The sequence below is a fragment of the Actinobacillus indolicus genome (assembly GCF_004519515.1).
GTDB lineage: Bacteria > Pseudomonadota > Gammaproteobacteria > Enterobacterales > Pasteurellaceae > Glaesserella > Glaesserella indolica_A.
Map to the genome: position 1 here is coordinate 1544020 of NZ_CP038145.1, position 11265 is coordinate 1555284.

Consider the following 11265-nt stretch of genomic DNA (forward strand, 5'->3'; position numbering starts at 1 on the left):
TGCCCCTTATTAAGTTACTCCACCTTAGGCTTTTCACCTTTCTCAACACAGTTTTTACCCACTGTCACTTTACTTGCTTTCAATGATGGTAAATCATACATCGTGTCGAGTAACAAGTTTTCCACGATAGAACGTAGCCCCCTTGCCCCTGTTTTGCGAGAAATCGCTTTTTGAGCAATCGCCACTAAAGCATCTTTGGTGAATTTTAATTCCACACCTTCCATTTTGAACAAGGCTTGATACTGCTTAATAATCGCGTTTTTCGGCTCTGTCAAAATATTAATAAGTGCTTTCTCATCAAGTTCTTCAAGCGGTGTGATAACAGGCAAACGCCCGATTAACTCTGGAATTAAACCAAATTTCACCAAATCTTCAGGCTCAACTTGTTTGAATAATTCAGTGAGTGCCTGACGATCTTTATCTTTCTTCAATTCCGCTTTAAAGCCAATTCCACCTTGTGTATTTGTTCGAGCTTCGACAATTTTATCTAGCCCAGCAAATGCACCACCGCAGATAAAGAGAATTTTAGACGTATCGACTGGAATTGTTTCTTGTTTCGGGTGTTTGCGTCCACCCTGTGGATTGATATTCGCAATAGTGCCTTCAATCAATTTAAGTAACGCTTGCTGAACCCCTTCACCGGATACATCACGGGTCAATGATGGATTTTCTGATTTACGGGTAATTTTGTCGATTTCATCAATAAAAATAATGCCACGTTCAGCCTGATCTTTATCAAAATCACACTTCATCAGCAATTTTTGGATCACATTTTCAACATCTTCACCCACATAACCAGCTTGCGTCAGCGTTGTTGCATCAGCCACAGCAAAAGGCACATTTAAACGGCGCGCCAAGGTTTCTGCCAACAATGTTTTACCACTTCCTGTAGGGCCGATAAGCAAAATGTTACTTTTACCCAACTCAACGCCTTCACTCTCTTTATTGTCAGACAGTGCATTGCGTAAGCGTTTGTAGTGGTTATAGACCGCAACGGACAATACCTTTTTAGCGTGTTCTTGTCCGATCACATAATCATCTAAATGTGCGTGAATTTCGTGTGGGGTAGGCACATTGCCTAACACATCTTGGCTCTCAGCTTCATTTTCATCAATCAATGGTTCGTCTGTTCCATTAATTAACGCATAAGACTCTTCAATACATTCGTTACAAATATGCCCTTCTGTACCTTCAATTAACGCATCAACTTCATTACGACGCTTCCCACAAAAGCTACAATGTGGTTCTTTCTCAAAATTTGCCATTATTCACTATCTCTTTGTTACAACGTCATCAACTAAGCCGTAGGCTTTTGCTTCTTCCGCAGACATAAAATTATCACGTTCTGTATCTTGAGCCACTTTCTCAAAAGGCTGTGAACAATGTTCTGCCATTTTGCGTGTTAGCATCTCTTTCAATTTTAAAATTTCTTGTGCGTGAATTTGAATATCCGTCGCTTGCCCACGATAACCGCCTAAAGGCTGGTGGATCATCACACGAGAGTTAGGTAATGCAAAACGCTTACCTTTCGCCCCTGCGGATAATAAAAATGCTCCCATTGAACAGGCTTGCCCCATACACAATGTAGAGACATCAGGTTTAATAAAGTTCATCGTATCGTAAATCGCTAAACCTGCAGTGACTACACCGCCAGGGGAATTAATATAAAGATAAATATCTTTTTCAGGATCTTCTGCTTCTAAAAAGAGCATTTGAGCAATAATTAATTTCGCCATTTCATCTTCAACACCGCCATTTAAGAAAATAATACGTTCTTTCAACAGACGGGAATAAATATCATAGGCACGTTCGCCTTTTGAGCTTTGCTCAACGACCATAGGGATTACAGACATTTTCTATTCCTTTTATAAATCGGTAAAAATCGGGGGATTTTAACAAAAAATCGCAGTATGATATAGCCTTTTATCGTTGATATACTTACTAGGATTTTATGACATTTGATGAAATCAATGCCCAGTTTGCCCTTTGCAAATCTTGGGAAGAAAGATACCGCTTGTTAATTCAATTAAGCCGTCAATTACCCAAACCAACCGAACAACAGCTTGAGCAGTGGCAAGAAATTCACGGGTGCGAAAGCCGTTTATGGTTTGATTTTCATCTTGAGCCACGTCAAGTACAAGGTTATAGCGACGCTCGTTTAATGCAGGGGGTGTTAGTGGTGTTGATTGCTTTTGTTACGGAAAAATCAGCTGAAGCATTGCAATTATTTGAAATTCAAACGCTTTTTGATGATTTGCAAATAACTCGCCACTTAACAAGTACAAGGTTAAATGGGCTTCAGCAATTACAAAACATTATTCGAGAAAAGTCTCATTTCTCTATTTAAAAAGCGGGCGAAGTTTATCTGCCCTTGTTTGATCTAATTTCGCCAAAGCCTCTAAAGCCTCATTTTGTTTAGCCACATTCTTTTCCATATTGGCACATAAGGCGATATTTTCTAGTGTATCTGCTTGATTATAATAGGCTTCTTGACTGGTTAATGCCGTTTCAAATTGCTGATAGGCTTTGTCGAATTGCTTTTGTTTACAGAGAAAGGTACCGTAGTTATTCAATACATCGGGACGAAATTGGTTGCTTTTGCTCTGTGTTTTACTTAACTTCAGGGCTTGTTGGTAGGCTTCTTCTGCTTTTGGGCTATCGCCGGTTTGTTGGTAATAATAGGCAAGTACAGAGTGCGGTAAATAGTCTTTTGCATCGTGTTCAAGCGCTTTGTCGATGTTCTCTTTCGCTTTTGGAAAATCAGATTGCTCAAGGTAAGCCAGTGCTAAATTAATGCGAGCTTTGACGGCTTCTGAACGGTTAAAATCCACCTTTGCGGTTTGATTTGTACAAGCAACAAGCCATAACGCCACACTACAAGCGGTCAAATTACGGAAAAATTTTGCGAAGGTCATCATTTAACTCCTAGATTTAAAGTAAATTGTAGGGACGCCACGCTTGGCGTCCTTTAAGTATTACTTTTACACAAGCCTAGATTAAACGGACGCCAAGCGTGGCGTCCCTACATCTTTCTTATATCTGTCTTTATTGATTTTGAACCGCAATCCCTTCGCCAAATTTACGTTTTTCAAGGGTGCGTTTAGTGCGGTCAATCACATCACCAGCAAGCTGTCCGCAGGCAGCATCAATATCATCACCTCGAGTTTTACGTACTGTCACCGTAAAACCATATTCCATCAAAGTTTTTTGGAAGCGATCAATACGTGTATTTGAACTCTTCGCATAAGGTGCTTCTGGGAACGGGTTCCACGGGATTAAGTTGATTTTACTTGGGGTATTTTTTAATACTTCAGCAAGCTGATGGGCGTGTTCCACATCATCATTGACGTGACTTAACATCACATACTCAATCGTCACTTTACCGTGATTAGCGTTTGATACTTCCAAGTATTTATTCACCGAATCAATTAACATTTTAATGTTATATTTTTTATTCAGCGGAATTAATTCATTACGCAACTCATCATTTGGTGCGTGCAATGAAATTGCCAACGCCACATCAATCTGCTCACGCATTTTATCCAACGCAGGCACAACCCCTGATGTAGAAAGGGTCACACGGCGTTTAGACAGACCATAAGCAAAATCGTCTAACATAATTTCCATTGCCGGAATAACGTTATTCATATTTAGCAATGGCTCACCCATTCCCATCATTACCACATTGGTAATCGGACGAATACCCGTTACACCAAAGTTACCGATAATTTTTGAAGCTCGCCACACCTGCCCGATAATTTCAGATACGCTCAAATTACGGTTAAAGCCTTGCTGTGCCGTTGAGCAGAAAGTACAAGCCAAGGCACAACCCACCTGCGAAGAAACACACAAGGTAGCACGATCATCTTCTGGGATATATACCGTTTCAATTTGCTGGTCGCCAACCCACATCGCCCATTTGATTGTACCGTCGGCAGAACGTTGTTCTACGGCAACTTCAGGTGCTTTAATTTCAGCGATCCGTTTTAATTTTTCACGCAACACCTTGTTGATGTTGGTCATATTATCAAAATTATCTTCACCAAAATGATAAATCCATTTCATCAGCTGATCGGCACGGAATGGTTTCTCGCCCATCTCCGCAAACAGTTCACGCATCTGCTGACGGTTTAGGTTTAATAAGTTAATTTTTTCAGTTTTGGTTGAATTGCAACTTACGTCCGTTGCTTGAATTTGTTCAGACATTGTTTGAAAGCCTCGTTGTTACACGGTTTGTGGCAAAAGGTTAGTTTTGCTAGGGTTTAGTTAAATTAAAGTCGGCAATTCTACTGTTGTCTGCTTGTTTAGGCTAGTGATTTTTACAAGATTTGAAAAGTTGAAATAATGAATTTTTCGATGGGGATCACAAAAATAACAAAATGAAAATACAAGCGGTTAGATAAAACAAAAAGTTTGCAAAATAAAAAGGATATTGATGAAAAGTAAAGTGGTGGGCGATACCGGTCTCGAACCAGTGACCCCCTCCTTGTAAGGGAGGTGCTCTCCCAACTGAGCTAATCGCCCGAATACCTTGCGGTTTCGACTAGTTTAAACACTTGGATTAAGTGGTGGGCGATACCGGTCTCGAACCAGTGACCCCCTCCTTGTAAGGGAGGTGCTCTCCCAACTGAGCTAATCGCCCACTTAAGATAAGCATTTAAACTAATGGGAAGTTTGAAAGGTTGGTACTTTAAAAAAGTGGTGGGCGATACCGGTCTCGAACCAGTGACCCCCTCCTTGTAAGGGAGGTGCTCTCCCAACTGAGCTAATCGCCCTTTTCAAACTAAATTAGATTGTAACAACGGACTTCAAAAGTTGAAGTGGTGGGCGATACCGGTCTCGAACCAGTGACCCCCTCCTTGTAAGGGAGGTGCTCTCCCAACTGAGCTAATCGCCCGTCGTTGTGGGGTGGCATTATAGAGTTCAAAAATTTTCAGTCAATCCATTTTTGCTATTTTTTACTTGTTCGTTGAATTTTTCGCCCAAATTGCTGATTTTCTACTAGGATTTCCGCTCAAGAGGGGTAAAATACCGAGATCTGTTTGTTTAAAAACATTGTTGAAAATATAGGCGATAATATGAAAATTGAAACCCTTTTCCCTTTAGATCCGAATGTAAAAGTGCGTACTCGTTTCGCACCAAGCCCGACTGGCTATTTACACGTTGGTGGTGCAAGAACCGCCCTTTATTCTTGGTTATATGCTAAACATAACAACGGCGAATTTGTACTACGCATTGAAGATACCGACCTTGAGCGTTCCACCCCGGAAGCAACCGCTGCGATCATTGAAGGCATGGAATGGCTTAACTTGGCGTGGGAACACGGCCCTTATTTCCAAACAAAACGTTTTGATCGTTATAACCAGGTGATCGATCAAATGATTGAAGAAGGCACTGCATACCGTTGCTATTGCTCAAAAGAGCGTTTAGATGAATTACGTGCAAACCAAGAAGCAAATAAAGAAAAACCACGTTATGACCGCCATTGCTTAGGCGATCATTCACACGATCCAAGCGAACCGCACGTTGTTCGTTTTAAAAATCCAACAGAAGGCTCAGTGGTCTTTGATGATGCCGTGCGTGGACGCATTGAAATCAGCAACAGCGAATTGGACGACTTAATTATCCGTCGTACCGATGGCGCACCAACCTACAACTTCTGTGTGGTTGTAGATGACTGGGATATGGGCATTACCCACGTTGTTCGTGGCGAAGATCATATCAACAACACGCCACGCCAAATCAACATCTTAAAAGCGTTAGGGGCAGAAATTCCAACCTATGCACACGTTTCGATGATTAACGGCGATGATGGTCAAAAACTTTCTAAACGTCATGGTGCAGTCAGCGTCATGCAATATCGTGATGATGGCTATTTACCGGAAGCCTTAATTAACTATCTCGTACGTTTAGGCTGGGGACACGGCGACCAAGAGATCTTCACTCGTGAAGAGATGATTGAATTATTCGATATTCATTCGGTAAGCAAATCAGCAAGTGCCTTTAACACTGAAAAATTACAGTGGTTAAACCAACACTATATGCGTAGTTTACCGGCAGAGCATGTCGCTAAATACTTGGCATGGCACATGAATGATCAAGGCATTGACACAACGAATGGCCCTACATTGGAAGCTATTATCCCTGTATTAAGTGAACGAGCAAAAACTTTAAAAGAACTGGCAAGCCAAAGCCGTTATTTCTATCAAGAATTTGATAGCTATGATGAAAAAGCAGTAGCGAAAAACTTCAAAGCAGAAGCGATTGCACCACTTGCAAAATTATTGGAAAAACTGACCGCTTGTGATGACTGGAGCGTTGAAAATATCCACGATGCAATGAACCAAACAGCCACAGAGCTTGAAATCGGTATGGGTAAAGTCGGTATGCCATTCCGCCTTGCCGTAACAGGCTCAGGGCAGTCGCCATCTATGGATATTACCGCAAAATTAGTTGGCAAAGAGAGAACGCTCGTGCGTATTCAAAAAGCGATTGCATTTATTGAAGCGCAGAACTAGTTAGTTTTTAATCAATTAATCTGTTTGCACTGTTTTCAGATTGACAGAAAAAAAGCGAGAGCATATCATTTCTCGCAATTTTGGGGATATAGCTCAGTTGGGAGAGCGCTTGAATGGCATTCAAGAGGTCGTCGGTTCGATCCCGATTATCTCCACCAAATTAACCTAAACAGACGTAAATGAACATAACAGAAAGCCTTGAAGCACAACGTTTCAAGGCTTTTTTTCTATCAGTACAAGTAAACATCAACAATAGGTTTTAAGTTATTTATCAAATTTAGTCAGTGAATAGCTACTTAAAATGGAAAAAGCAGTTGTTATGTTGGTTACTATTTTGTCTACTTCGCTACTTTTTTCAATATCAAGAAAATGCTAAGATAAATTGATTTTAAAGGAGTTTCTATGAGCAAACCTACAAAATGTGATAAACCTATTGTCGTCGCAAATGGCTTGTGGCGTTTACTTGGCAATATTATTAAAGTATCAAGTTATCCTTTTCATGCACTTTTTCCTAAAAAGCGTTTTACGATTCCAGAATTTAGTCCTGCTAAAATTAAATCAACAAAGCCAACTAGAATTAATAAAACGATTTGGCAAACGAATTACAGTAACCGAGTAACATTACCAGTTTATTGTAATTATTTAGTGAACTGCCTTTTATCATTGGATTATGACTATCGCTATGTAAGTACGGAAGAGAGAGCAGAATATATTAAAGCAAATGCGGATGAGCGTACTTTTAATGCTTATAGTAAACTTACGGATGGTGCGGCTCAGGCAGATTTCTGGCGTATTTTCACCTTATATAATGAAGGTGGAATTTATATGGATATTGATGGACATTTAGTGTGGAATTTATCTTCTATTATTGGTGAAAATGACAGTGAAGTGATTATTACCCGACGAGATAAATATACCAATTTCTTTCTAGCGAGTGAGAAGGGGAACTCATTCTTAAAAGATACCTTGGACATTATTATTGATAATATTGAACAACGTCGTATCGATGGCGGGGTATTTTCGCTGACAGGGCCAACAACCTTAAATATGGCGTTGGAAGGTAAAATAGTTAATCACCGTCGAGATAAGATCACTTGTGCGCAAGGCACATTTACTAACGAATATTTTCAGTATATGGATAAAAAACGTGGTAAATGGAACCATGCTAAGAATGAAGATTTATTAAAATAATTTTGAGATAAAAGTTGCTAAGATTTAAATCAATAAATGTTAGCAACTTTTTGATCTACTACTCTTTACTCTCTGAAACTAATAGATTCGCTAAGGTTTTTACGCCAATCCCCGTTGCACCTGCTGCCCATAACTCACTTGGAGTTTTACGGAAAGTTGCAGAACAGTCAATATGTAACCAATTTTGCTGATAATTTTCCACAAAATAGGATAAGAAGGCGGTCGCAGTACTTGCCCCTGCACCAACGGGAACAGAGCCGATATTAGCAATATCTGCAAAGGAAGATGAAATTTGAGAACGGTGGAACTCTTCAAATGGTAAACGCCAGAAAGGTTCGTTTTCGGCTTTGGCGGACGCAAATAAACGAGCGACTAATTGATCGTCCATTGATAGCACTGAGTGGTAGTCATTGCCCACCGCCACTTTGGCTGCTCCTGTTAATGTCGCACAATCGACAATAAACTGTGGTTTCTGTTTGCTGGCTTCAATTAAACCGTCTGCTAACACTAAACGCCCTTCTGCATCGGTATTTAACACTTCTGCGGTTACGCCATTGCGATAGGTAATAATATCGCCTAATTTGAATGCTCGGCTACTTACCATATTTTCTGCACAGCAAAGATAGAGCTTCACACGTTGTTTTAAGCCACGCGCAATAGCAAAACCTAAAGCCCCTGTGACTAAGGCTGCTCCGCCCATATCGGTACGCATTGTGGACATACTGTCACTTGGTTTTAAGCTATAACCGCCCGTGTCAAAGGTAATGCCTTTACCAACTAAACAGGCTAACACAGGAGCATCTGGATTGCCCGTTGGGTTATAGTCAAGTTGTAACATCGCTGGCAAATGTGCCGAGCCTTTACCGACTGTCCAAATGCCGTGGTAGCCACGTTCATTCAATGCTTCACGAGCAACGATTTCAAAAGATACCTTGCCTTTTCCGACATATTTATCCGCTTGGTGCAGAATAAATTCTGCCGCTTTGTGAGCCAATACTTCGGGGGTTAAGCGGTCAGATGGTTCGTTAATAATGTCACGGGTAAAGGTGCTACACGCAAGGCGAGCGTCAAATTCTGCTTGTTGCTCATTTAACGCAGGATAGGTTACTGAGCCTGCATTTTTCACGCTCACAAACCCTTGATGGAACGCCCAACATTGTTCTAACCCCCAGCCTTCGCCTGTTAAAGCCACATTTAAAATGTTTTGATTTTTGATTTTGCGAGCTGCTTGTTGAATGGTGGTTAATTCATCTTTTACCAGATGAATGGTCATACCTTGATCGTTTGCCGATAAAATCGCCTTTTTTCCCCAAACTTCAGGGGCTGGATTTTTTGAAAGAGTAATATTCATCGTTGCCATACACATTCCTTAATGAATTGAAAAAAGTAATGCATTATAGATCGCTTTCTAACGTGGAGGTATCGACTTTACGTTTGGAGAAAAGGGAAGGGAGACAAGCGGTAAGATCTGCCTATTTTTCAGTATTATGTAGTAGTTGCACAAAAGTCAATTTTAGGAAAATTTATGTAGGGGCGGGGTTTATCCCCGCCCGTAAGTCCTGATGTTCGAACGAGATTCGGGCGGGGATAAACCCCGCCCCTACGAAAACATTTAATGTTTGTGCAAGTACTGCATAATACCGCTATTTTTTTACAAAAAAGAATGACAATCCTACCGCTTGTAAGGGTTAGCTTAGCTGAACGCCACCTGTACTAAAGGCTTCTAAATGAATTTGAGCAGGCGAAATACCTAAATCTACTAATGCTTTATGTTGCGCTTGCATAAAGAATGCTGGACCACATAAATAGTAATCGGCATCTTTTGGTAACATATCGCTTGGGACTTGTGTTAAATCTAAACGACCGACTACATCAGCTTCATTTGCGTTATCTTCTTCATAAGCCACGAAGCTACGTACCGTTGGGTATTGTGCTTTCACTTGCTCAATATGTTGCTTCATCGCATGCACTTGTGCATTACGGCAAGCATGAATAAAGCTGACAGGTTGTGGAATACCTGCATCAACCAAGCCGTTTAGCATTGCAATCATTGGTGTTAAACCGACACCGCCACTAATTAGAACATTTTTCTTATTGTGGTCAAGTAAGAAGAAATTCCCTGTTGGCGCAGTGACTTCAATTTCATCGCCTTCTTTAAGGTTGTGTAGGGTATTTGAAACCCAACCAGCCGCAAAATCCGCTTTGGCATCTTCACGTTTTACAGAAATACGTAAATGATCAGCTTTTGGGCTATCCGATAAAGTATATTGGCGTGGCTGTTTTAATCCAAGATCTTCAACAAATACACGAACAGAAATATATTGCCCTACTTTATATTGCGGTAATGCGCCATTATCTGAAGGAACTAAATAGAATGATGTGATTTCGCTACTTTCTTCTACTTTCTTCGCAATTTTAAATTTACGCCAGCCTAACCAGCTACCTTGCGTTTGTGCATGCTCATCATAAATGGCTTTTTCTGTATTAATTAATACTTCTGCTAATTGCCCATAAGCTGCAGCCCATGCATCAATTAAAGGATCGTCCATAGAAATATTTAATACTTCGCTGATGGAATGAAGTAGGTTTGTACCGACAATTTGGTAGTCTGGTGCTTGGATTTCTAAGCTCACGTGTTTATGTGCCATTAATTCAATCGCAGATGCTAATACGGCTGGATTTTCAATATTTTCAGCATAAGCCAATACTGCACCCGCCAATGAACGTGCTTGTGCACCACTACGTTGATGCCCTAAGTTAAACACTTCTTTGAGTTCAGGATGATTAGTTAACATACGGTTATAAAAATAACTTGTCAGGGCAACACCGTTTTCTTTTAAAACAGGCACGGTTGCTTTAACTAATTCGATTTGTTGAGCGGTAAGAGACATAGGTTTTTCCTTCAAATGAAACGGATTAAAAGATATATTTATAATACATCTTTTAATCTTATCATTGCAATGAACTAAATCATAAAAAATAACAAAAAATGGTTTAAACTATCGCCATAAGAGAGGAATAAAAAAATCATGAAAGGATGACCTATGCAGCTGAGTAAATTTACCGATTATGCTTTTCGCGTGTTGATGTATATTGCTCATCATCAAGAAGAGCTTCATACTATCCCACATCTTGCAGAAAAACTTAATGTATCGCAAAACCATTTAGTCAAAGTAGTTCATTTCATGGCAAAGCAACATTGGTTAATTACTACGAGAGGAAAAGGTGGTGGGATTAAAGTCTCTTCTTTAGTACTTTCCATGCCTGTGGGGGAAGTGGTTAGAACATTGCAGGGTGATCCAAAGCTTGTAAATTGCAATTCTCCAGTATGTGTTTTAAAACCGAATTGTCAGTTTAAGTCTATATTACATGATGCTCTTGAGCAGTTTTACCAATATTTGAACCAATATACGATTTCAGAATGTATTGGATCTCAAGCATTGATCAAAAGTATTTCGATTGATGTGAAACTGTAAGACATAGTTAATACTATTCTCTATATTCCGTAGGGCGCTGAATGGTGTTCCTACTTTTGTATCTTGCTTTTTAATCCCAA

The 11265-nt window shown here is 40.1% G+C and carries 10 protein-coding genes and 5 tRNA genes; 5 read left to right on the plus strand and 10 right to left on the minus strand.

Annotated features, from left to right (window positions below):
- Positions 1–14: 14 nt before the first annotated feature.
- On the minus strand, positions 15–1265 hold the full coding sequence (clpX, locus tag EXH44_RS07655; protein ID WP_021117767.1) for an ATP-dependent protease ATP-binding subunit ClpX: 1251 nt from the start codon (positions 1263–1265) through the stop codon (positions 15–17).
- A gap of 6 nt (positions 1266–1271) precedes the next feature.
- On the minus strand, positions 1272–1853 hold the full coding sequence (clpP, locus tag EXH44_RS07660; protein WP_162856945.1) for an ATP-dependent Clp endopeptidase proteolytic subunit ClpP: 582 nt from the start codon (positions 1851–1853) through the stop codon (positions 1272–1274).
- A 98-nt stretch (positions 1854–1951) separates the two neighbouring features.
- On the opposite strand from clpP, the gene EXH44_RS07665 reads away from it, so the two are divergent.
- Entirely contained in the window at positions 1952–2347 is a 396-nt protein-coding gene (locus EXH44_RS07665; protein ID WP_162856946.1) for a SufE family protein, read from the plus strand.
- Here the strand turns inward: EXH44_RS07665 and pilW are convergent.
- From pilW to EXH44_RS07695, 6 genes are all read right to left on the minus strand, one after another.
- A complete protein-coding gene (pilW, locus tag EXH44_RS07670) occupies positions 2340–2915 on the minus strand; it encodes a type IV pilus biogenesis/stability protein PilW (protein ID WP_162857554.1) in 576 nt (191 codons plus the stop codon). The genes EXH44_RS07665 and pilW overlap by 8 nt on opposite strands.
- 130 nt (positions 2916–3045) lie before the next feature.
- Entirely contained in the window at positions 3046–4206 is a 1161-nt protein-coding gene (gene rlmN, locus EXH44_RS07675) for a dual-specificity RNA methyltransferase RlmN (RefSeq protein ID WP_162856947.1), read from the minus strand.
- Between the two features lie 242 nt (positions 4207–4448).
- A tRNA-Val gene (locus EXH44_RS07680) sits at positions 4449–4524 on the minus strand.
- A gap of 42 nt (positions 4525–4566) precedes the next feature.
- A tRNA-Val gene (locus EXH44_RS07685) sits at positions 4567–4642 on the minus strand.
- Between the two features lie 57 nt (positions 4643–4699).
- A tRNA-Val gene (locus EXH44_RS07690) sits at positions 4700–4775 on the minus strand.
- Between the two features lie 46 nt (positions 4776–4821).
- Positions 4822–4897: transfer RNA gene (locus tag EXH44_RS07695), tRNA-Val, on the minus strand.
- 181 nt (positions 4898–5078) lie between these two features.
- Here EXH44_RS07695 and gltX point away from each other — a divergent pair.
- The 3 genes from gltX to EXH44_RS07710 all read left to right on the plus strand — a co-directional run bounded on the left by gltX (position 5079) and on the right by EXH44_RS07710 (position 7709).
- Complete coding sequence (gltX, locus tag EXH44_RS07700) at positions 5079–6518, plus strand: glutamate--tRNA ligase (protein ID WP_162856948.1); 1440 nt, start codon at positions 5079–5081, stop codon at positions 6516–6518.
- An 82-nt stretch (positions 6519–6600) separates the two neighbouring features.
- Positions 6601–6676 (plus strand) — tRNA-Ala (locus EXH44_RS07705).
- 244 nt (positions 6677–6920) lie between these two features.
- A complete protein-coding gene (locus EXH44_RS07710; RefSeq protein WP_162856949.1) occupies positions 6921–7709 on the plus strand; it encodes a glycosyltransferase family 32 protein in 789 nt (262 codons plus the stop codon).
- Between the two features lie 58 nt (positions 7710–7767).
- On the opposite strand, the gene pepB is transcribed toward EXH44_RS07710, so the two are convergent.
- Together pepB and hmpA are read right to left on the minus strand one after the other, a co-directional pair.
- On the minus strand, positions 7768–9060 hold the full coding sequence (gene pepB / locus EXH44_RS07715) for an aminopeptidase PepB (RefSeq protein ID WP_162857555.1): 1293 nt from the start codon (positions 9058–9060) through the stop codon (positions 7768–7770).
- 337 nt (positions 9061–9397) lie between these two features.
- Positions 9398–10600, minus strand: a complete 1203-nt coding sequence (gene hmpA, locus EXH44_RS07720; protein WP_162856950.1) for an NO-inducible flavohemoprotein — start codon at positions 10598–10600, stop codon at positions 9398–9400.
- Between the two features lie 153 nt (positions 10601–10753).
- Between hmpA and EXH44_RS07725 the strand changes: the two genes are divergently transcribed.
- The gene (locus EXH44_RS07725) at positions 10754–11185 is read left to right on the plus strand and encodes an RrF2 family transcriptional regulator (RefSeq protein ID WP_162856951.1); all 432 of its coding nucleotides are present in this window, start codon (positions 10754–10756) and stop codon (positions 11183–11185) included.
- The last annotated feature ends 80 nt before the right edge of the window (positions 11186–11265 follow it).

Coding starts and splice junctions, on each gene's coding strand:
- clpX (WP_021117767.1), bottom strand. CDS start 1,265: ATGGCAAATTTTGAGAAAGAACCACATTGTAGCTTTTGTGGGAAGCGT.
- clpP (WP_162856945.1), bottom strand. CDS start 1,853: ATGTCTGTAATCCCTATGGTCGTTGAGCAAAGCTCAAAAGGCGAACGT.
- EXH44_RS07665 (WP_162856946.1), top strand. CDS start 1,952: ATGACATTTGATGAAATCAATGCCCAGTTTGCCCTTTGCAAATCTTGG.
- pilW (WP_162857554.1), bottom strand. CDS start 2,915: ATGACCTTCGCAAAATTTTTCCGTAATTTGACCGCTTGTAGTGTGGCG.
- rlmN (WP_162856947.1), bottom strand. CDS start 4,206: ATGTCTGAACAAATTCAAGCAACGGACGTAAGTTGCAATTCAACCAAA.
- gltX (WP_162856948.1), top strand. CDS start 5,079: ATGAAAATTGAAACCCTTTTCCCTTTAGATCCGAATGTAAAAGTGCGT.
- EXH44_RS07710 (WP_162856949.1), top strand. CDS start 6,921: ATGAGCAAACCTACAAAATGTGATAAACCTATTGTCGTCGCAAATGGC.
- pepB (WP_162857555.1), bottom strand. CDS start 9,060: ATGAATATTACTCTTTCAAAAAATCCAGCCCCTGAAGTTTGGGGAAAA.
- hmpA (WP_162856950.1), bottom strand. CDS start 10,600: ATGTCTCTTACCGCTCAACAAATCGAATTAGTTAAAGCAACCGTGCCT.
- EXH44_RS07725 (WP_162856951.1), top strand. CDS start 10,754: ATGCAGCTGAGTAAATTTACCGATTATGCTTTTCGCGTGTTGATGTAT.